General features: G+C 64.2%; 22 protein-coding genes. 8 read left to right on the plus strand and 14 right to left on the minus strand.

What is annotated here, in order from left to right; all coding sequences use genetic code 11:
• Positions 1 to 73: 73 nt before the first annotated feature.
• Genes RA24_RS10190 through RA24_RS10200 form a run of 3 tightly spaced genes read left to right on the plus strand, consistent with a single transcriptional unit; the run spans position 74 to position 3,412 of the window.
• A complete protein-coding gene (locus tag RA24_RS10190) occupies positions 74 to 1,306 on the plus strand; it encodes an amino acid ABC transporter permease (RefSeq protein WP_019298025.1) in 1,233 nt (410 codons plus the stop codon).
• Positions 1,307 to 1,309: 3 nt separating this feature from the next.
• A complete protein-coding gene (locus RA24_RS10195; RefSeq protein WP_039151067.1) occupies positions 1,310 to 2,608 on the plus strand; it encodes an amino acid ABC transporter permease in 1,299 nt (432 codons plus the stop codon).
• Positions 2,609 to 2,620: 12 nt separating this feature from the next.
• Positions 2,621 to 3,412, plus strand: a complete 792-nt coding sequence (locus RA24_RS10200; RefSeq protein WP_039173494.1) for an amino acid ABC transporter ATP-binding protein — start codon at positions 2,621 to 2,623, stop codon at positions 3,410 to 3,412.
• 80 nt (positions 3,413 to 3,492) lie between these two features.
• Here RA24_RS10200 and RA24_RS10205 read toward each other — a convergent pair whose 3' ends face one another.
• From RA24_RS10205 to RA24_RS10215, 3 genes are all read right to left on the minus strand, one after another.
• Positions 3,493 to 3,945 (minus strand): DUF411 domain-containing protein, encoded by a 453-nt coding sequence (locus RA24_RS10205; protein WP_039191321.1) that lies wholly within the window; start codon positions 3,943 to 3,945, stop codon positions 3,493 to 3,495.
• A 101-nt stretch (positions 3,946 to 4,046) separates the two neighbouring features.
• Entirely contained in the window at positions 4,047 to 4,544 is a 498-nt protein-coding gene (locus RA24_RS10210) for a SixA phosphatase family protein (protein WP_039191323.1), read from the minus strand.
• Positions 4,541 to 5,242: a hypothetical protein gene (locus RA24_RS10215; protein WP_039191326.1), complete on the minus strand. Its 702-nt coding sequence runs from the start codon at positions 5,240 to 5,242 to the stop codon at positions 4,541 to 4,543. The genes RA24_RS10210 and RA24_RS10215 overlap by 4 nt, the downstream gene beginning before the upstream one ends.
• A gap of 238 nt (positions 5,243 to 5,480) precedes the next feature.
• On the opposite strand from RA24_RS10215, the gene RA24_RS10220 reads away from it, so the two are divergent.
• On the plus strand, positions 5,481 to 5,813 hold the full coding sequence (locus RA24_RS10220) for a GYD domain-containing protein (RefSeq protein WP_029205014.1): 333 nt from the start codon (positions 5,481 to 5,483) through the stop codon (positions 5,811 to 5,813).
• Positions 5,814 to 5,914: 101 nt separating this feature from the next.
• Here RA24_RS10220 and argB read toward each other — a convergent pair whose 3' ends face one another.
• Positions 5,915 to 6,775 carry an acetylglutamate kinase gene (argB, locus tag RA24_RS10225; RefSeq protein WP_039191328.1) on the minus strand — a complete coding sequence of 287 codons (861 nt, stop codon included), beginning with the start codon at positions 6,773 to 6,775 and terminating at the stop codon, positions 5,915 to 5,917.
• A 134-nt stretch (positions 6,776 to 6,909) separates the two neighbouring features.
• Here argB and RA24_RS10230 point away from each other — a divergent pair, with 134 nt between their 5' ends.
• On the plus strand, positions 6,910 to 7,638 hold the full coding sequence (locus RA24_RS10230; protein WP_019298033.1) for an SDR family NAD(P)-dependent oxidoreductase: 729 nt from the start codon (positions 6,910 to 6,912) through the stop codon (positions 7,636 to 7,638).
• 138 nt (positions 7,639 to 7,776) lie between these two features.
• On the opposite strand, the gene RA24_RS10235 is transcribed toward RA24_RS10230, so the two are convergent.
• The 10 genes from RA24_RS10235 to rpmH form a co-directional block, all read right to left on the minus strand.
• Positions 7,777 to 9,174: a PepSY-associated TM helix domain-containing protein gene (locus RA24_RS10235; RefSeq protein ID WP_039191330.1), complete on the minus strand. Its 1,398-nt coding sequence runs from the start codon at positions 9,172 to 9,174 to the stop codon at positions 7,777 to 7,779.
• A gap of 71 nt (positions 9,175 to 9,245) precedes the next feature.
• Complete coding sequence (locus tag RA24_RS10240; protein ID WP_193747124.1) at positions 9,246 to 9,611, minus strand: DUF2946 family protein; 366 nt, start codon at positions 9,609 to 9,611, stop codon at positions 9,246 to 9,248.
• Positions 9,612 to 9,616: 5 nt separating this feature from the next.
• Positions 9,617 to 10,264 carry a ribosome biogenesis GTP-binding protein YihA/YsxC gene (yihA, locus tag RA24_RS10245; RefSeq protein ID WP_039191332.1) on the minus strand — a complete coding sequence of 216 codons (648 nt, stop codon included), beginning with the start codon at positions 10,262 to 10,264 and terminating at the stop codon, positions 9,617 to 9,619.
• Positions 10,264 to 11,016, minus strand: coding sequence for an MOSC domain-containing protein (locus tag RA24_RS10250; RefSeq protein ID WP_039191335.1), 753 nt, complete (start codon positions 11,014 to 11,016; stop codon positions 10,264 to 10,266). Before RA24_RS10250 ends, yihA begins: the two co-directional genes overlap by 1 nt.
• Positions 11,013 to 12,821 carry a membrane protein insertase YidC gene (yidC, locus tag RA24_RS10255; protein ID WP_039191339.1) on the minus strand — a complete coding sequence of 603 codons (1,809 nt, stop codon included), beginning with the start codon at positions 12,819 to 12,821 and terminating at the stop codon, positions 11,013 to 11,015. The genes RA24_RS10250 and yidC overlap by 4 nt, the downstream gene beginning before the upstream one ends.
• A gap of 145 nt (positions 12,822 to 12,966) precedes the next feature.
• Complete coding sequence (locus RA24_RS10260) at positions 12,967 to 14,508, minus strand: putative bifunctional diguanylate cyclase/phosphodiesterase (protein WP_019298039.1); 1,542 nt, start codon at positions 14,506 to 14,508, stop codon at positions 12,967 to 12,969.
• Positions 14,509 to 14,574: 66 nt separating this feature from the next.
• On the minus strand, positions 14,575 to 15,462 hold the full coding sequence (gene ttcA, locus RA24_RS10265; RefSeq protein WP_039191341.1) for a tRNA 2-thiocytidine(32) synthetase TtcA: 888 nt from the start codon (positions 15,460 to 15,462) through the stop codon (positions 14,575 to 14,577).
• Between the two features lie 56 nt (positions 15,463 to 15,518).
• Positions 15,519 to 15,749, minus strand: coding sequence for a membrane protein insertion efficiency factor YidD (yidD, locus tag RA24_RS10270; protein WP_039191342.1), 231 nt, complete (start codon positions 15,747 to 15,749; stop codon positions 15,519 to 15,521).
• A gap of 56 nt (positions 15,750 to 15,805) precedes the next feature.
• A complete protein-coding gene (rnpA, locus tag RA24_RS10275) occupies positions 15,806 to 16,231 on the minus strand; it encodes a ribonuclease P protein component (RefSeq protein ID WP_039151100.1) in 426 nt (141 codons plus the stop codon).
• A 23-nt stretch (positions 16,232 to 16,254) separates the two neighbouring features.
• On the minus strand, positions 16,255 to 16,389 hold the full coding sequence (rpmH, locus tag RA24_RS10280) for a 50S ribosomal protein L34 (protein ID WP_008554144.1): 135 nt from the start codon (positions 16,387 to 16,389) through the stop codon (positions 16,255 to 16,257).
• A gap of 318 nt (positions 16,390 to 16,707) precedes the next feature.
• On the opposite strand from rpmH, the gene RA24_RS10285 reads away from it, so the two are divergent.
• From RA24_RS10285 to RA24_RS10295, 3 genes are read left to right on the plus strand one after another with little or no spacing between them, the layout of a single operon-like run.
• Positions 16,708 to 17,493: a TVP38/TMEM64 family protein gene (locus tag RA24_RS10285; RefSeq protein ID WP_039191345.1), complete on the plus strand. Its 786-nt coding sequence runs from the start codon at positions 16,708 to 16,710 to the stop codon at positions 17,491 to 17,493.
• Positions 17,494 to 17,495: 2 nt separating this feature from the next.
• Positions 17,496 to 18,914: a dihydrolipoyl dehydrogenase family protein gene (locus tag RA24_RS10290; protein WP_039191348.1), complete on the plus strand. Its 1,419-nt coding sequence runs from the start codon at positions 17,496 to 17,498 to the stop codon at positions 18,912 to 18,914.
• A 15-nt stretch (positions 18,915 to 18,929) separates the two neighbouring features.
• Entirely contained in the window at positions 18,930 to 20,315 is a 1,386-nt protein-coding gene (locus RA24_RS10295) for a sensor histidine kinase (protein ID WP_039191350.1), read from the plus strand.
• Positions 20,316 to 20,347 lie beyond the last annotated feature (32 nt).

The following is a 20,347-nucleotide window of genomic DNA, read 5'->3' on the forward strand; positions in this document are numbered from 1 at the left end:
AATGCTCTGGCCAGCTGCGGAGCGGGGACAACCCCGCCAGGATCACGACGCCGGAGTCAGGGGATCACAATATATGTCAACGTTGACTGACCCGCCGAACGAAGGCTTTCGGCTGTCTATGCTCATCAACGATACCCGCTACCGGTCACTGACCTTTCAGGTGATCGCGGCTATCGTCCTTGCCCTGTGCATCTGGTATCTTGGAAACAACCTGATCCAGAACCTCCGCGCTGCCGGGCTTAACATTTCCTATACCTTCCTTGGCGATCCGGCCGGTTACGACATCAACCAGCGCCTGGTTGAATACGACAGCCAGTCGAGCCATGCCAAGGCGGCCCTGGTCGGCCTCTTGAACACGCTGCTGGTGGCCTTCCTGGCCTGTATCACCGCCACCGTGTTCGGCGTTGTTGCCGGGGTTCTGCGGCTGTCCAACAACTGGCTCGTCTCCAAGCTGATGGCGGTCTACGTTGAGATCTTCCGCAACATTCCGGTGCTGATCTGGATCATCATCATCTTCACCATCATGACGGCGGTGCTGCCTGGCCCGCGGGCGTTCCGCGGCGACAATGCCACAGCCAGCATGGTGCTTGACGCTTTTGCCTTCACCAACCGCGGTATCTACGTCCCGATGCCCTGGTTCGAGAACGGCCTGTTTGCCAGCACAGCGATGAACTGGCTGCTGGTGCTGGGTGGCTTTGCAGGCTCCTGGATTGCGGCCCATCAGATCAATGTCTGGGCCAACGCCAAGCAGGAAGCCACCGGTGTGCGGCCAAAGACCACGGCAATGATCCTCGCCGCGTGGCTGGTGCCGTTCCTGGCGCTGATGCTGATCATGGGTCTGACCTGGGAATATCCTGAGCTGAAGGGCTTCAACTTCAGCGGCGGCATCAAGGTCGGCGGCCCGCTGATCGCGCTGTGGTTCGCACTGTCGATCTACACCGGCGCCTTCATCGCGGAGAACGTCCGGGCGGGCATCCAGGCGGTGTCCAAGGGCCAGACCGAGGCCGCATCCGCGCTGGGCCTGCGTCCGCGCCGGGTGATGAACCTGGTGGTTCTGCCGCAGGCGCTGCGGGTGATCATCCCGCCGCTGATCTCCAACTTCCTCAACATTACCAAGAACTCCTCGCTGGCGATTGCCGTGGGCTATGCGGATATCACCGCAACTCTGGGCGGGATCACCCTGAACCAGACCGGCCGCGCCATTGAATGCGTTCTCCTCTTGATGCTGTTCTACCTGACCGCTTCGCTGACCATTTCGATGGTGATGAACGTCTACAACGCATCTGTTAAGTTGAAGGAGCGCTGAGACATGAGCGATACACACGCACACTCCATCGCCTTTGTCCGCGAAACCGAAATCCCGCCGGCCCCGCCGCCGGCAGGGGAAACCGGCCCGGTTAAATGGCTGCGCGAAAACCTGTTCTCCAACGCGGTGAACTCTGCCCTGACCATTGCGGCGCTGCTGGTCATCTATCTGCTGCTCAGCAAGACCCTGCCGTGGCTGCTGAACGGGGTCTGGACCACCAGCTCGCTGGCGGAATGCCGCGAGGTTCTGCAAGGCAAGACAGGCGCCTGTTTCTCGGTCCTGACCGAGCGCTGGAACCAGCTTCTGTACGGTTTCAAATACCCCTCCGATCAGTACTGGCGCCCGAACCTGGCCCTGGTGCTGCTGTTGTTTGCCATTGCGCCGGTGCTGTTCTTTGACCTGCCGCGCAAGCTGCTGGCCTTCACCGCCGTCTACCCCTTCCTGGCCTTCTGGCTGATCTGGGGCGGCACTATCCTGGCGCCGATTGTTGCGCTGGTGGGCTTTGTAGCAGGCGCCTTTGTATTCCAGACCTACGGTAAGAGCAGCTTTGCGGTCGGCTTCTTCGGAGCGATTGCCGCAGCCTTTGCTGTCTGGATCATCGGCGGAATGCTGATCCCGGAAGGGGCATCCGATAACGCCATGCTGCAGGCCGTGCCCTCGCGCGATCTGGGCGGCTTCATGCTGAACCTGATGCTGGGCGTAACCTGTGTGTCGCTGTCGCTGCCCTTAGGCATCGCGCTGGCGCTGGGCCGCCAGTCGGACATGCCGCTGATCAAGTGGATCTGCGTGGTCTTCATTGAGTTCGTGCGCGGCGTGCCGCTGATCACCCTGCTGTTCGTGGCATCGGTGATGCTGGCCTACTTCTTCCCGCCGGAAAGCACCGTCGACCTGTTCCTGCGCGTGGTGATCATGATCACCATGTTCTCGGCAGCCTATATCGCCGAGGTGATCCGCGGCGGTCTGGCGGCCCTGCCGAAGGGACAGTACGAAGCGGCTGACAGCCTTGGCCTGGATTACCCCCAGGCGATGCGGCTGATCATCCTGCCGCAGGCGCTGAAGATCTCCATCCCGGGCATCGTGAACGTGGCCGTCGGCCTGTTCAAGGACACCACCCTGGTTTCGGTCATCTCGATGTTCGACCTGGTTGGCATGATCCGCGGCCCGATCCTCGCCTCCACCGAGTGGAACGGGGTTTACTGGGAGCTTCTGGGCTTTGCTGCGCTTCTGTTCTTCGTCGTCTGCTACGGCATTTCTCAATACTCACAGTGGCTCGAGCGCCGTCTCGCCACCGACCACCGTTAAGGAGTTCAACATATGTCTGAACTTATGTCCGACCGCGCAATCGACCGCTCCAAAATGCAGGTGAGCGACGAGGTTGCCATCGAAATCACCAACATGAACAAGTGGTACGGGTCCTTCCACGTGCTGCGCGACATCAATCTGACCGTCAACCAGGGCGAGCGGATCGTGATCGCGGGCCCGTCGGGTTCCGGCAAATCCACCCTGATCCGCTGCCTGAACGCGCTGGAAGAGCACCAGCAGGGCAAGATCGTGGTGGATGGCACCGAGCTGTCCAACGACCTCAAGAACATCGACAAGATCCGGTCCGAGGTCGGGATGGTGTTCCAGCACTTCAACCTGTTCCCGCATCTGACCATCCTGGAGAACTGCACCCTGGCGCCGATCTGGGTCCGCAAGACCCCCAAGAAGGAAGCCGAAGAGCGGGCGATGCACTTCCTGGAGAAGGTGAAGATCCCGGAGCAAGCGCATAAGTACCCGGGCATGCTGTCGGGCGGCCAGCAGCAGCGTGTGGCCATCGCGCGCTCGCTCTGCATGATGCCGCGCATCATGCTGTTCGATGAACCGACATCGGCGCTCGACCCGGAGATGATCAAAGAGGTGCTCGACACCATGATCGAACTGGCCGAGGAAGGCATGACCATGCTGTGCGTGACCCACGAGATGGGCTTTGCCCGTCAGGTGGCGAACCGGGTGATCTTCATGGATGCGGGCCAGATCGTCGAACAGAACGAGCCGGAAGAGTTTTTCAACAACCCGAAGAGCGACCGCACCAAGCTGTTCCTCAGCCAGATCCTGGGTCACTGAGGCAACCGCTTCACCAAACAGAAAGGCCGGGCACTGCGCCCGGCCTTTTTTTCAGCCTTGATTGAACAGGCGGGCTGAGATCAGGAGTGGCTGGCAAACACTTCGGTGGTGCCGTCCGCCAGGATCAGCAGGGTGTCAAACGCCTCGCGCTCATCGCCCATTTCCATCCCCGGCGAGCCGATCGGCATCCCCGGCACGGAGAGCCCCAGCGCAGCCGGCTGTTCCGCCAGCAGCCGCTGGATGTCTTCGGCAGGCACATGGCCCTCGATCACATAAGGCCCGGCCTTCGCGGTGTGGCAGGAGGCGAGATCGCCGCTGACACCCAGCCGCTCCTTCATTGCCCACAGATCCTCATCCGCGACATTGCGCACCTCGGTCTGAAAACCGGCGGCGGCCAGATGGTCAGCCCAGGCGGTGCAGCAGCCGCAGCTGGGCGACTTCATGATGCGGATGGTCTCTGCCGCCGCGGCAAAACCGGGCAGGGATGCGAGGGGGAGGGCGGCTGCGGCCAGCAGCAGGGAACGGCGGTGCATGACGGTCTCCAGTCCGGGAAAGGTCTGTCAGGCAACCTAGGCACGCAGCCGCACCTGTGCCAGAGCCCTCCCGCGCGGGATGCGCCAGCTTGCCGCAGGTCTCACTCGCCCAAAAGCTCCCGCGGCACCGCAAAGTCGATCACCTTGCCGCTGCTCCAGGATAGATCCCGCCAGCTCTCAATGTCGAACTCCGCCACCAGCGTCGCACCCGTCGGGTAGTCGTCGAACCGCGCATGGTCCGGCGGGCTGGACACGATGGTATGAGCAAAGGCGGCAATGCCGGGATTGTGGCCGACCAGCATGACCCGCGGTTTCTCCGCCTGGCTCAGCACCTTGAACAGGATGTCCGAATTGGCGTGATACAGCCGCTCGGTGAAAGTTGCAGGCACCCCCAGTTCCATCAGCTCGCAGGTCTCGCGGGTGCGCTGGGCAGAGGAGGAGATGATCTGATCCGGCAGGTAGCCGCATTCGCGCATCCAAGCGGCAATGGCTGGGGCTGAGCGGCGTCCGCGCTTGTTCAGCGGGCGGGCGTGGTCGCTGGGCACATTGGTGTCCCAGGCGGATTTGGCGTGGCGGGTCAGGATCAGGGTGCAGGTCATTGCGGGTGAAAATGCCTCATGTGATGTGCGGTTTGTTCTGGGTCGCGGCCGGCGCTGCGGCTCAGCGGGCAGGCCCGCCGGGCAAGGCAGCCGCCGGACATGCAGCCGGCGCCTGCGCTGGTGTCGAGATACGCGTGGCAGGCCGCCAGATCGTACGGGCCTCCGTCGGCCAGGGCGCTGACGGGGCAGGCGGCAAGGCAGGGACGCGAGGGGCAGCTGTCGCAGGGAGACTGTGCCAAAGGTGCAGGGGGGATGTCAAATTCCTGTTCAAAATGAATGGCCCCCCGCAAGGAAATCATCATGCCGGCAGTATCATGCACCAGCATCTGTGACGGTGATGTGAAGAACCGCCCCGACGCCAGCGCCCAGTTGATGAAAGGCGTGTAGGGCGGGCCGCCAAAAGGGAAATAGGCGGTGCCGCCCAAATCCCTTGCCAGCGCGCCAACCACCCGCCCGGACCAGCTGTCGACCGGGTCGGGCACGCTGTCCTGGTATTCGGGGCTGGTCTTGAACAGCGGCCAGAAGGCGGTGCCGGTGCCCAGAAGGATCAGGGTGCCTCCTGCCAGTGCCTGAACCGGCTGGCGCGCCGGATGCAGGGCCGCGCAGACCTCCAGCCCGGCCGCAGCGGCGGCCGTTTCGATGCTGTTCCAGGTCGGCAGGCTGCGGGGGGCGGGGGCAGGCTGGTCTGTCAGGGTCATTGGCGGTGTCCTTCCGGCGGGCTTGGGATGAGCCTAGCAGCGCCCGGAGCCTGGCCGGAGGGCAAAAAACGTCCCGCAATCGCCTGCCGGCGTCTTCCCGCCGTCCGCTGCCGCCGCGGCCGGGCACATATGCTGAAAAGCGGATTTGTGGTATCCTCCGCCCCGGGGGCATGCAGGCCGCAAAGTTCGGCATCCTGCCTAGCAGCGGCGTGCATTTTCCACCCCAGGGAGTGACCAAATGCCGAGATTTATCGTGACCGGGAACTACACGTCTTCCGCAATGAAGGCGATGATCGAGAACCCCAGCGACCGCGAGGCCGCGGCGCGGGCCCTTGTCGAGGCAGCGGGCGGCAAGCTGGAGACCTTCTATCTGACTACGGGGGACCGCGATTTTGCGATCAAGGTCACGATTGACGACATCAGCGGTCTGCTGGCGGGCCTGTTGGCAACCGGCGCCAGCGGCGCGGTCAGCAACCTCAGGACCGTGCGTGCCTTCACCTCGGATGAATTTACGGAAATCCAGAAGAAGGCGGGATCGATTGCAGGTGCCTACAAGGCGCCGGGGAGCTGAGGCCCAGCCCTCCGTTCATCTGACTGAAAATATCCCGGGGCGGATTGGCCCGGGAGAGCCAAGAGGGGCAGCGCCCCTCTTGACCTGATTTCCTGACGCCATCAGGCGCGGATCATCGAGCCTGCGCCGTGGTCGGTGTAAAGCTCCAGCAGCACCGCGTTCTGCACCCGTCCGTCGACGATGATGCAGGCGCGCACGCCGCCGCGGACCGCGTCCAGCGCGGTTTCGGTCTTGGGGATCATGCCGCCGGCGATGACGCCGCTGGCGGTCATCTCCTCGACGTCCGCGGCCTTCAGCTCGGTCACCACTTCACCCTCGGCGTTTTTGACGCCGGCCACATCCGTCAGCAGCAGCAGGCGGTCGGCCTCAAGCGCCTTGGCGATGGCGCCGGCAGCCGTGTCGCCGTTGATGTTGTAGGTCTCGCCATTCCGGCCTGCGCCGATAGGGGCAATGACCGGGATCATGTTCTTCTCAAACAGCCCGTGCAGCACCTTGGGGTCCATTTCCGCGGGCGCGCCGACAAAGCCCAGATCCGGGTCGGCCTGATCGCAGGTGATGAGGTTCGCGTCCTTGCCCGACAGGCCGACGGCGCGGCCGCCCTGGCTGTTGATCGCCTGCACGATCCGCTTGTTGACCACACCGGACAGCACCATCTCCACCACTTCCATGGTGGCGGCATCAGTGACCCGCTTGCCGTTCACGAACTCCGACTTGATCTGCAGCTTTTCCAGCATCGCGTTGATCATCGGTCCGCCGCCATGCACGATAACCGGGTTTACCCCCACTTGGCGCATCAGCACGATGTCGCGGGCAAAGGTCTCCATCGCCTCGTCGCTGCCCATGGCGTGGCCACCCAGCTTGATGACGACAATCGCCCCGGCAAAGCGCTGGAAATACGGCAGCGCGCTGGAGAGGGTTTCGGCGGTGGCAATCCAATCGCGGTTCATGTCTTGTTTCTTCATTGCTGCATCATCCCTTGGTCAGAATGTGTTACGGGGTTCCGGCGCTGCTGCCAAGGGGAGGGTTTGGCGCAGCCCGTTGCAGATGGCGGCGCGGATGCTAGGCTCGGCGCAGATTCTCTCATCAGGAGGGCGCCATGCGCCAGAAGACATTACTGCTGACAGGCGCCAGCCGCGGCATCGGCCATGCCACCGTGCGCCGCTTCAACGCCGAGGGCTGGCGGGTCATCACCTGCTCGCGCCAGCCGTTCCCGCAGGAATGCCCCTGGGGCGGCGGTCAGGAAAACCATGTGCAGCTGGACCTGTCGGACCCGTCGGACACCATCAACGCGGTGGGCCGGATCCAGGAGATGCTGGACGGGCAGCTGGATGCGCTGGTCAACAACGCGGGCATCTCGCCCAAGGGGCCGGAGGGGGAGCGGCTCAGCACGCTCAACACCGACCTGATGGATTGGGGCAAGGTGTTTCACGTGAACTTCTTTGCCTCGGTGGTTCTGGCGCGCGGCCTGAAGGACGAACTGGCGGCAGCCAAGGGCTCTGTGGTCAACGTGACCTCGATCGCGGGCAGCCGGGTGCATCCCTTTGCCGGCGCGGCCTATGCCACGTCAAAGGCGGCACTGGCGGCGCTGACCCGCGAAATGGCGCATGATTTCGGGCCGATGGGGGTGCGGGTCAACGCGATTGCGCCGGGGGAGGTGGAGACCTCGATCCTGTCGCCCGGCACCGAGAAGATCGTCGAGAAGCTGCCGATGCAGCGGCTGGGCCAGCCGGAGGAGGTGGCCTCAGCCATTTATTTCCTGTGCTCGGAGGGCAGTTCCTACATCTCCGGCGCCGAGATCGAGGTGAACGGCGCGCAGCACGTGTAGTTGCAGATCTATCGCCTGGCCGTGAGGCCGGGCAGCGCCCGTCCCGCCCTCCGTCATGCCGAAGGCGTGCTTCCAGCACGACGGGGCGGGCGCTTCGCTTCCCACCCCGCCGGGACGGGCGCTACCCTCCGTTTTTCTTCAACTCACCGCGCGCTTCAGCACCGGCAGGTTGCCGAGCAGCAGCACGTCGAACGCCAGCGCGGCCAGCAGCGCCAGGCCGGTCAGCGGGAAGGCCAGCGAGACCAGAACGGCGATCAGCGCGGCACCTTTCCAGAACGGCATCTCTGCCGGTTCCGGCGGCGCGGCCAGGCGGGCGGCACCGGCAGGGCGGCGCTTGACCCACATCACCAGACCGGAGACGCAGACAAAGATCACCGCGAGGCAGAACACCACATTCAGGATGAAGCTCCAGGTGCCCATCAGCCCCATGTGGAAGGGGATGCTGACCGCCATCGCCTTACCGGCCCAGGAGTAGTCGTCGTATTTCACATCCGCCAGAATCTTGCCGCTGTACTGGTCCACATGCACGGTGCGGTCGATGAAGGGGCTGTCGCCGTCGCCGCTCATGCTGTCGCGGTTGAGGGTCCAGACGCCTGTTTCGCCGCCGGGGTAGGCGAGGCGGAAGCGGCCCTCCATCCCCAGCGCGCGGCCCAGGGCGATCAGGCCGGCTGCGTCCACGGGTGCGCCGTCTGCCACGCCGGTGATCCCGGCATCAGAGCCGGAGGCGGGCATCGGGGTCTGCTCCAGCGCCCAGGGGACATCATTGGTATGGCCATGGTTCATGCTGGCGTGGATATCGTCAGACAGGGGCACGTTGTCCCACTTGGCTGCCGGAAAGGTGCTCCAGGCCTGCATCATCTGGCCGCCCCAGATGCCGGTCCACGACAGGCCGGAGATCAGAAAGATCACCAAGAGCGCCGACATCCAGAAGCCGGTCACGGCGTGCAGGTTCTTCCACAAAGCGCGGCCACGGGTGCGGAGGTTGGGGACAAAGGCGCTGATGGTGTTGCCGCGCGGCCACCACAGGTAGAGGCCGGTCAGCACCAGCACGATACCCAAACCGGCGGCAATCTCGATCAGCCGGTCGCCGGTGTCGCCAATCAGAAGGGTGGAGTGGATGTTGTCGGCCAGATCGTACCAGCCGGCGCGGCGGTCCCAGACCTCGATCACCTCGCCGCTGTACTGGTCAAGGGCGACCAGGCGCTGGCCGTCATCCGTTTTCACTCGGAACACGGCGGCCAGATCGGGGGCCTTGGGGCCGATCCACTCGGCGATGGTGCCGGGCTGGGCGGCCAGAACGGCGGCCTCCTGCTCAGGCAGGCTCAGCTCGGCGGCGCCTTGGGTGACGGTGATTTTCTCACCGTCGCGGCCGTCGAATTGGGTGATGAACATCATCATCAGGCCGGTGACGGCCAGCATGATCAGGAAGGGGATCACAAACAGGCCGGCATAGAAGTGCCAGCGCCAGACGGCGGCGTAGAATTTTTGGGAAAGCGGACGCGATTGGCCCGCGGATTGCGGTTGGCTGGTTGCCATTGGGTCTCTCCATATCGGAACGGGGCCGGACGCGCGGGGCGCCGACGGAAAAGTCAGAAGTGTTCAGAAAGTCAGGAGAGCGCGGGCGGGCCGCGGGCGTCATAGCGCCAGTGGAATCCGGCGGTATGATGGGTGAAGGCCTCACGCGACCAGCGGTCGCTGAGAGGTGTTTCCAGGTTCAGATCAATCAGGCTGTCCGGCAGCAGCGCCACCGCGCCAAGCGCGGCGAAGGGACAGCTGCGGTCCTCCATCTGCTCGGCGGGCGCATGGGGCTCGCCGCTGTCCAGGTCAACCCAGGTCTCTACCGGGCCGTGGCCGGTGCAGATTACCAGCAGCACCTTGCCGTCCTGCGCCGATGCTGGCATCCAGCCGGACGGGATCAGCCCGGCCACGGCCAGGACGATCACAACCAGCAGGGAGGGCAGGCGGCTGAGCACGGGTGTTACAGCCCCGCGATGATCGAGCGCAGGGTGGCGATGCCGTCGCCCTTTTCAGACGAGGTCAGCACGATCTCAGGATAGGCGGCGGGGTGTTTCGCCAGCGCGCCCTTCACCTGCTCCAGCACCTTGGCGCGGTCCTTTTCCTTGACCTTGTCGGCCTTGGTCATCACGCATTGGAAGGTGACGGCGGAGCTGTCCAGGAGCTTCATAATCTCGTCATCCACTGCCTTCACGCCATGGCGGCTGTCGATCAGCACAAAGGCGCGGCGCAGGTTCTGGCGGCCTGACAGGTAGCGTTTCAAGAGTTTCTGCCATTGCTCCACCACCTTGAGCGGTGCGTTGGCATAACCATAGCCGGGCAGGTCGACCAGATAGAGCTCAGGCCCCTGGGTGAAGAAGTTGATCTCCTGCGTGCGGCCCGGTGTGTTGGAGGCGCGGGCGATGCCCTTGGTGCCGGTCAGTGCGTTGATCAGGCTCGACTTGCCGACGTTGGAGCGTCCGGCAAAGCAGACCTCCACCCGGTCGGCATCGGGCAGGCCGTTCATCGCGACCACGCCTTTCAGGAACTCGGTCTCGCCCGCAAACAGCTTGCGGCCCTTTTCAGCGGAAATCTCATCCGGCGCTTCGGCCAGGGAAAATTGCATCTGCATCACAGCACCTTTACCGCGTCGCCCAGGCGGATCTCGCCGCCGCGCACCACCTCGGCGTAGACCGAGAAATCCTGGTGGCCCCAGTTGTCCTTGAGGGTCTTGAGCGTATCGGCGTCGCGTTCGCCGGTTTCGGGGTTGGCAGTGGTCGCCTGGCAGCGCACCACACGCTCGCGCACTGCAAAGACAGCTTCGCCGATCTGCACTTCGCGGCCCAGCCATTCGTTTTCGGCCCAAGGATCATCCAGGTCGAACCAGATGTTGCCGCGCCAGCGCAGGGGAGAGAGTTCGTGCCCAATGGCCTGCTCTACCGCGCGGTGGGAAGCCCAATTGCACAGGGAGACCGAGGGGAAGTCAGTGTCAGTCATGCCGCGGCCCGGCACCCGGATGATGCGGGCTGAGGCGCGGGCGGTAGCGGGCAGCAGCGGCTTTTCCCAATCAAGAAAGCGCTGCAGGTCCGCCGGATTTTCGGGATCAAAGGTAAAGTCGGGCCGCTGCGGGTGGGTCAGCGTGAGAAGCCCGGTAGCGTCCTCCAGCCGCGCGTTGATGGCCATCAGGGCAGGGGACTGGGACCCGCGGGAGAAGTTGCCGCAGACCACCCATTTGCTGCCATCAGCCTTGGACTGTTCATTTGCAACCGCCCAAACACGGTCGCCGGGCATGGTCTGCCCGGCGCTCACGGTGGTTTTCTCCAGTGCCTCCCGCCCATGGGATTTGAGCGGGTGGCGCCAGATGTCTGTGACCTTTGCGGTCATTCCTTCTCAGCCTTCGGCTTCTTCTTGAAGCTCGACTTGATGTTGCCGAACACGTCCGGTTTGTAGCCGTGGCTGCGCATGATCAGGTACTGCTGGCTGAAGGTGATCGTGTTGTTGGCGATCCAGTAGACCACCAGGCCGGAGGCGAAGCCGCCGAGCATGAACATGAACACCCAAGGCATCCAGGCAAAGATCATCTGCTGGGTCGGGTCGGTGGGCGCCGGGTTCAGCTTTTGCTGCAGCCACATCGAGATGCCGAGCAGGATCGGCAGGATGCCGATGAAGACCAGGGCCAGGATGCTTTCCGGTGCCGGGGAGGCGAAGGGCAGCAGACCGAACAGGTTCATGATCGAGGTCGGGTCCGGCGCGCTGAGGTCCTGGAACGGGCCGAAGAAGGGTGCGTGGCGCAGTTCCAGGGTGACGAAGATCACCTTGTAGAGCGAGAAGAAGATCGGGATTTGGATCAGGATCGGCAGACAGCCCGCGGCGGGGTTCACCTTCTCCTTCTTGTAGAGCTCCATCATCTCCTTTTGCATCTTCTGGCGGTCGTCGCCGGCGCGCTCCTTGAGCTTCTCCATCTCCGGCTGAAGCTCTTTCATCTTCGCCATGGAGGCATAGGATTTATAGGCCAACGGGAACACCAGGATCTTGATCACAACGGTCAGGCCGATGATCGCCCAGCCCATGTTGCCGATCAGGACGTTGAGGTTGTGCAGCAGCCAGAACATCGGCTTGGTCAGGAAAAAGAACCAGCCCCAGTCGATCACGTCCAGGAAGCCCTCGATGCCTGCCTTCTCGTAGCCGCGGATGGCTTCCCATTCCTTGGCACCGGCAAACAGCTGGGTGGTCACCTCGGAGGACTGGCCCTCTGCGACGGTGACGGTCGGCAGCACGATGTCGGTCTGATAGATCTCGCGGCGCTCGTCGAATTTGGCGATGGAGCGGAAGCCCTGGCCCGGTGCGGGCACCAGGGTGGACATCCAGTAGTGGTCAGTGAAGCCGATCCAGCCGTTGGCTTCGACCTGCTTGACGCTGGACTTGGAGCCGTCGCGCGGGTCGGGCTCAAAGTCGGCCATGTCGTCATAGTCGGTCTCGGCCAGCTCGCCGTCGGTCATGCCGACCAGGCCCTCGTGCAGGATGAAGAAGTTCTTCAGCCCCTCGGGCTGGCCGTGGCGGGCCAGGGTGCCGTAGGGCGCCAGCGACACGGTGCCGCCGGAGGCATTGGCAACCGACTGGGTGACCGAGAACATGTAGTCCTCATCCACCGCGATGGTGCGGGAGAAGGTCAGGCCCTTGCCGTTGTCCCAGGTGAGCGTCACCGGGCTGTCCGCGGACAGGGTGGCGCCGTCCGGGGCAGACCAGATGGTGTTGGCGCCCGGCACGTCGTTCAGGGTCAGGCCCGCACCCGGGGCCCAGCCGTAGAGCGCGTAATAGGCGCCGGCCTCGCCCACCGGTTTCAGCAGTTTGACGATCGGGGAGCCTTCATCCAGCGTCTCGCGGTAGTCCTTCAGCGACAGGTCGTCGATCCGGCCGCCCTGCAGCGAGATGCTGCCGGTGACGCGGGGCGTGTCGATGGCGACGCGCGGCGCATCCGGGGCGGCGGCGTCTTCCGGGGCAGCCTCGGCCACGGCATCGGCACCTGCGGCGCTGGGCGCTGCGGCGGTGTCGCCCGCCGGGGCGGTTTCAGTGACCGCGGTTTCCGGCGCTTGTTCCGGTTCCGGCGGCGGGAAGAAAGTATACCACCCGAGGATCACCAGAAAGCTGAGTACGGTTGCGAGAATAAGATTTTTGTTCTGATCGTCCATTGGGGACTGCCACCTCGTGTAGGGAAGGACACGTGGGGTTCAACAGAGGTGGGCCGCAAAGGTCAAGCAGAATCGCGGTGCAGCGGCGCGTCAAAGGGCACCGCTGCGGCAGAAAATCAAAGGAATTGAGCGTTCAGGGGGGCTGTCAGGGCGTTTGGCGGCCAATCGCGGGCGCATCCTGCAGCTTGGCCTCATGCGCGGCGATCCAATCAAGCGTCTGGTCAAAGGGCATCGGACGGCCGATGCCAAAGCCCTGCACATGGCCGCAGCCCAGCTGTGCCAGCAGCGCGTGTTCGCCTGCGGTTTCGACCCCTTCGGCCAGGGTCTCCAGCTCCAGCCGCTCGGCCATGGTCAGAATGGCAGAGATCAGTTTCTGCTGCTCCGGGTCCTGATCGGCCTTCATCACAAAGGACCGGTCGATCTTGATGCGGGAGATATTGAAGCGGCGCACCGCGGAGATCGAGGCATGGCCGGTGCCGAAATCGTCGAGGTCGATCGGGCAGCCCATCTCGCTGAGGGAGAGGATATTGCGGGTGACCACATCGTCGGGCTGATCGGTCATCACGGTTTCCAGGATTTCCACGCAGAGCCGGTCCGCGGGCAGGCCGAAACGCTCCAGCTCCCATTTGACGCGGCCTGCAAGGCCCGGGTTGCGCAGCTCCTGGGTGGCGAAGTTGACGCCGACGCAAGGCACTTTCACCCCGGCCTCGTCCCAGGCCCTGATGGCGACCAGCGCGTTATAGAGCATCACCTGGCTCAGCCGGTCCATCAGCCCGGCCTCCTCCAGCGCGGGCAGGAAGGTAGAGGGCGGGATCAGCCCCTGCACCGGGTGCAGCCAGCGGGCCAGCGCCTCAAACCCCGAAACCCGGCCGGTGTCGGTGCAGATCTGCGGCTGGAACCAGGCCTGGATCTGGCCGGTCTCCAGTGCCGCTGCGGCTTCGTCGCGCAGGCTGGAGCGGCTGCTGGCGTGGCCGGGCATATCAGCGGAATAGGCGCGGATGCCGCCGGGGCCGTTGCTTTGCGCCTCCGACAGGGCGGCGATGGCGGCGCTGTTCCATTCGGCGCTGGTGCTGCCGGGCGCCCGGTTATGCTGGCAGAAGCCAAGCGAGGAGGTCATGTAGAGAGTAGTGCCGTCCAGCGCCACCGGCTCCTCCGTCGCGGATTGCATCCGCCCGGCCAGCTGAATGCACAGCTCCAGATCCAGTTGCAGGGTCGGTGCCAGGCAGACCGCAAAGCGGCTGTCGCCGATCCGGGCGATGATGTCGTTCTGGCGCAGCGCCGACACGATTTGCGCGCCGCAATGCTGCATGATCCGGTCGCCGGCCTCCTGCCCGTGGCGGTCGGTCAGCTCCTTGTAGTCGTCAAGCTCCAGCACGAAGATGGCAGAGCGCAGGCCGCCCTCGCTGCATTCCGTGTGGATCCGGGCGGCCTCCTGCTCAAACCCGTCGCGCAGGATCATGCCAGTGACAGCGTCGCGCGGCACAGTGTTGCCGCGCTTGCTGAAGCCGCCGGCAGCGGCAATCAGCACGGGCAGGCCCAGGGCAACTGCCAGCAGCGCGGTTTCGCCGCCAAGCCAGAAAGTGGCAAGCGTCAGGGCGGGCAGAAAGGCCAGCATCGCAGGTCCCGCAAGAGCGGGGGCAAGGGTCTGCCTGAGGCGTGCCAAAATGCCTGAACCCGTATTTGTCATTCCCAGACCTTTCGTCTGCAGCCGTTCGTTCGGCCCTGAGACTAAGGTGCTGATATAACCCGGGAGTTAACGCAGCTGGGGAATTTCCGGATTTTCGCCGGTTGAATCGGCAATCTTCAGCTCAAGACCCGCAAAATCAAACAGTTTCGGGTCCAGAAGATGCGACGGGCGCGCATTCATCAGCGCCCGGAACATCACCTGGCGGCGGCCCGGCGAATTTGATTCCCACTGGTCCAGGATCTGTTTCACCTGCTGGCGCTGCAGCCCGTCCTGGCTGCCGCAGAGGTCGCAGGGGATAATCGGGTAATTCATCGCGCGTGCGAATTTCTCGCAGTCGGCCTCTGCCACATGGGCGAGGGGGCGGAATACGAACAGGTCGCCCTCCTCATTGACCAGCTTGGGCGGCATCGTCGCCAGGCGCCCGCCGTGAAACAGGTTCATGAAGAAGGTTTCCAGGATGTCGTCGCGGTGATGGCCCAGCACCACGGCGGAGCAGCCTTCCTCCCGCGCGATGCGGTAGAGGTTGCCGCGGCGCAGACGCGAGCAGAGCGCGCAGTAGGTGCGCCCCTGCGGCACTTTGTCGACGACGATGGAATAGGTGTCCTGATATTCGATCCGGTGCGGCACGCCCATCTTTTCCAGGAACTCCGGCAGCACCGTCGCCGGAAAGCCGGGCTGGCCCTGATCCAGGTTGCAGGCCAAGAGGTCCACCGGCAGCAGGCCGCGCCACTTCAGTTCATAAAGAACCGCCAGCAGGGTATAGCTGTCCTTGCCGCCAGAGAGGCAGACCAGCCACTTGGGCGTGCTGCCGTCCTCGCGGCGCTCCACCATGCCGTATTGCTCAATCGCCTCGCGCGCGTAGCGCACGATGCGCTTCCTGAGTTTCTTGAACTCAGTGGTCGAGGGGGCGCCGGCAAACAGCGGGTGGATTTCGTCCAGATCATCATCAAGCATGCGCGCGCCCTAGCCGAGGACGGGCGTTTTGCCAAGGAAAAAAGGCGTGCGAGGGATCAGTCCCTTTTCTCCGGCACCGGGTCATAGCCATCGCCGCCGAACGGGTGGCAGCGTCCGATGCGCCGCGCGGTCAGCCAGGCGCCTTTGATGGCGCCGTGTTTTTGCAGCGCTTCCAATGCATAAGCCGAGCAGGTGGGCTGGTAGCGGCAGTTGAAGCCAACCCAAGGGCTGAACAGCAGCCGGTAGGCGCGCACAGGCAGGGCTAGGATATGGGCCAGCGGGGTCATGGCGGATAGATAGGGGCAGAGCGGCCTAGTGGCAATGCGGTCAAAGGCCGGGGCGGTTACTGGCCGTGGATCTTTTTTAATGCATAGATCAGGTCGCGCTTCAGCTCCTCGAACGGGCGCTGGGCGGTCTCAATCGCGCGGCCGATCAGCACGTAATCCCAGCCGGGGCGGCCATGGGTGGGCAGAATCATCCGCGCGGCCTCGCGCAGGCGGCGCTTGGCACGGTTGCGGGCGACCGCATTGCCGACTTTCTTGGAACAGGTGAAGCCCATGCGGATGCCACCGTCATCGTGGCGGTTCCGGCCCTGCACCATCATCGCCTTGGTGCCCTGCTTGCGGGCAGGGGGGCGGGCGCAGGCGAGGAAATCACGGCGCTTGGCCATGACCTCGATCTTTTGGGTGTCAGGCGGACAAACGGACACCGCCGGAGGCGTGTCCCCGCGGGCAGCGTTGCCGTCCTTGGGGGCCTCCGGCGGTGTCATGTCCGTCAGAACAGGAACTGAGCTTATGCGCTCAGTTCTTTACGGCCGCGGGCGCGGCGTGCGTTCAGGATCTTGCGGCCTGCCTTGGTGGCCATGCGCGCACGGAAGCCGTGGCGGCGTTTGCGAACCAGGTTCGAAGGCTGATAGGTGCGTTTCATCGCTCCGGTCTCCACATTTTTTATTCGGGTGCGCGGAATCGCCCGCCCGGGGTCTATCTCGAAGCCCGGTCTTTAGGAGGGAATGGCGGGTAAGTCAAACCCTGCGGGGCGGGTTTTCGGGGAGATATGCAACATTTCTGCCAAAAACCGCGCCGGAGCGGCCTCCGGGCAGGGCGGATGTAACATCGGGGCAGTGATTCTGCCACAAAGCTCACGAATCCGGGGCAGGCGATCAAGCGCCTGTGATCCGGGGCTGCCGGACCTCGCGCAGGGGCCATTTTATGCGTAGCAACAAAGAGCTTCATTTGAGACGGACCGATGAGTGACATGACAGAGACACCGGAAACAGGCCCCCAGCCCAAGGAACAGGACGGCGCCAAGCCGGGCCTGGCGCGGCATCTGCCGCTGATTGCGGTGGTGGCGGTGGCGCTGATCGGCGCGGTGGTGCTGAAGGATTACCTGACCTTCGACACGCTGCGCGACAACAGGGAGGCGCTGATGGCGTTCCGGGATCAGAACTACCTGGGGCTGGTTGCGCTGTTCATGGGGATCTACATCGTGATCGTGGTGTTCTCGCTGCCCGGTGCGGCGGTGGCGTCGGTCACCGGCGGCTTCCTGTTCGGGCTGGCGGCAGGCACCGCGTTCAACGTGATCTCAGCCACCATCGGCGCGGCGGGTATCTTTCTGGCGGCGCGTATGGGGCTGGGGGCCTGGCTGACCGCCAAGATCGAGGCGGCAGAGGGCCGGGTGCAGATGCTGAAACAGGCGCTGCGCGAAAATGAGGTCGAGGTTCTGCTGCTGCTGCGGCTGGTGCCGGCGGTGCCGTTTTTTGTCGCCAATCTGCTGCCCGCGCTGGTGGGGGTGAAATTCCGCAACTTCCTGTGGACCACCGCGGCGGGCATCATTCCCGGCGCCATTGTCTTTACCTGGATCGGTGTCGGCGTCGGCTCTGTCTTTGACCGCGGCGGCGATCCGGACCTGAGCCTGCTGTGGGAGCCGCATGTGATCGGGCCGATTCTGGGCCTCTGCGTGCTGGCGGCGATGCCGATCATCGTGAAAGCGGTGCGCGGGAACCTGCGCGGCCAAGCGAATAAGGACAGCTGAACATGCAAAGCGTCACATGCGATCTTCTGGTGATCGGGGCCGGCTCCGGCGGGCTGTCGGTGGCAGCCGGGGCCAGCCAGATGGGGGCGGATGTGGTGCTGCTGGAAGGCCACAAGATGGGCGGCGACTGCCTGAACTACGGCTGTGTGCCCTCCAAGGCGCTGCTGGCGAGTGCCAAGGCGGCTTATGGGCAGGCGCACACGCAAGCCTTTGGCGTGGCGGATCAGGTGCCGCAGGCAGATTACGCGGCGGCCAAGGATCATGTGCATCAGGTCATCGAAACCATCGCTCCGGTGGACAGCCAGGAGCGGTTTGAGGGCTTCGGCGTGCGGGTGATCCGCGAATTCGGGCATTTCGTCTCGGAAACCGAGGTGGCCGCCGGAGACTACCGCATCACAGCGCGGCGGATGGTGATTGCCACCGGTTCGGCGCCGCTGGTGCCGCCTATTCCGGGACTGGACAAGGTTCCCTATGAAACCAACGAGACACTGTTCGACCTGCGCGAAAAGCCGGAGCATCTGCTGATCATCGGCGGCGGCCCCATCGGCATGGAGATGGCGCAGGCGCATGTGCGGCTGGGCTGCAAGGTGACGGTGATCGAAGGGATGAAGGCGCTGGGCAAGGATGACCCGGAGGCGGCGGCGCTGGTGCTGGACAGTTTGCGCGAAGAGGGTGTTGAGATCGCCGAGGGCGCCATGGTTTCCCGTATCGGCGGGCAGGCGAGGGCCATCGAGGTCGAAACCAGGGATGGCAGCACATTCCGGGGCACTCATCTGCTGATGGCGGTGGGGCGCAAGGCCAATATGGACCGGCTGAACCTGGCGGCGGCCGGGATTGAGACCCAGGGCAACGGAATCAAGGTGGATGAGAGCCTGCTGACCACCAACAAGAAAGTATATGCGATCGGCGACGTGGCAGGCGGGCTGCAGTTCACCCATGTGGCCGGGTATCACGCGGGCATCATTATCCGCTCAGCGCTGTTCGGCCTGCCGTCCAAGGCGAAGACCCGCCATATCCCCTGGGCGACCTATACCGATCCGGAACTGGCGCAGGTGGGGCTGACAGAGGCACAGGCGCGCGACATCTATGGCGTCAAGCTGGAGGTGGCGCGGTTTGACTACCATCATAACGACCGCGCTATTGCCGAGCGCAAGATCAATGGTTTCATCAAAGTCATGGTCTTCAAGGGCCGCCCCGTGGGCGCCACCATCGCGGGCCATCAGGCGGGGGAGCTGATCGGGCTATGGTCGATGGCCATCGCCAACACCCTGAAAATGAGCCAAGTGGCTGCAATGGTTGCGCCTTATCCCAGTATGAGCGAGATTAACAAACGGGTGGCGGGGGCCTATTTCTCCCCGCGGCTGTTTGAGAGTAGCTTTGTTAAACGCGCCGTGCGCTTTGTTCAGCGCTGGATTTCATGAACTGAAGGCCGCTTCATGCTCAACACGCTCTCGGGCCGATTCCTGATCCTGACCACGGTCTTCGTGATGCTGGCCGAGGTGCTGATCTTTGTGCCGTCGATTGCGCGGTTCCGCGAGGATTATCTGGCCGACCGGCTGGAGCGGGCGCAGATCGCCTCGCTGGCGCTTTTGGCCGATGACATGCTGGAGACAGAGCTGGAAGCGGAACTGCTGGAGAACGCGGGCGTCTACAACGTGGTGCTGCGCCGCGATGAGATTCGCCAGCTGATGCTGGCCTCGCCGATCCCGCGGGAGATCACCGGCACCTTTGATCTGCGCATGGCCGGTGCCATGACCCTGATCCGCGATGCGATGATGCGGCTGGCCCGCCCGGAGAATGAGATCATCCGGGTGATCGGCGCGCCAGTGCGCGAGGCGGGGCTGCTGATCGAGGTCACGATGGAGACCGCGCCGCTGCGCACTGCAATGATCGACTACGGGGTGCGGATCCTGATCCTGTCCGCCGTGATCTCTATCTTTACCGCGGTGCTGCTGTTCATCGCGGTGCGGATCGTGCTGGTGAAGCCGATCAAGGGCGTGGTCGGCTACATGCAGCGCTATGCGGCGGCGCCGGAGGATGCGCGCGGCATCATCCACCCGAGCTCCAGCGTGGTGGAGCTGCGCGAGGCCGAGGAGGCGCTGATGCAGCTGCAGACCGAGCTGACCCAGGCGCTGAAGCAGCGCGAGCGGCTGGCGCAGCTGGGCGGCGCGGTCGCCAAAATCAGCCATGATTTGCGCAACATCCTGACCTCGGCGCAGCTGTTCACCGACCGCATCGAGATGAGCGAAGACCCGCTGGTGCGCCGCCTTGCGCCGAAGCTGGTGAACTCGATCACCCGCGCGGTGTCGCTGTGCGAAGGCACATTGGCCTTTGGCAAGGCAGAGGAACCGTCGCCCACATTCGGCGTGGTCTGCCTGCATGAGATCACCGCCGACATCGCCGAAAGCGAACTGCTGGCAGCGGACAGCGGCAATGTGGAGATCATCAATGCGGTGGCCAAGCCGATGATGCTGCGCGCCGACCCGGAGCAGTTGTTCCGCATCGTGCTGAACCTGGTGCGTAATGCCCGCCAGGCGATTGCAGCCAGCGGCAAGCCGGGCCGTATCACGGTGGACGCGCGCGAAGAGGACGAGGCCTGGTACATCACGGTTGCCGACACCGGGCCGGGTCTGCCGAAGAAGGCGCAGGACAATCTGTTCACGCCGTTTCAGGGCGGCATCCGCAAGGGCGGCACCGGCCTGGGGCTGGCGATTGCCGGCGAGCTGGCCCGCGGCCATGGCGGCAGCGTGAAGCTGACGCAAACCGGCCCTGAAGGCACCGTTTTCGAAATCTGCCTGCCCAAGGGTGACGGCACCCTCTGACCTCTGCGGCCGCGGTGTGCGGCAGGGCAGCA

This window comes from Leisingera sp. ANG-M6 (assembly GCF_000813905.1).
GTDB lineage: Bacteria > Pseudomonadota > Alphaproteobacteria > Rhodobacterales > Rhodobacteraceae > Leisingera.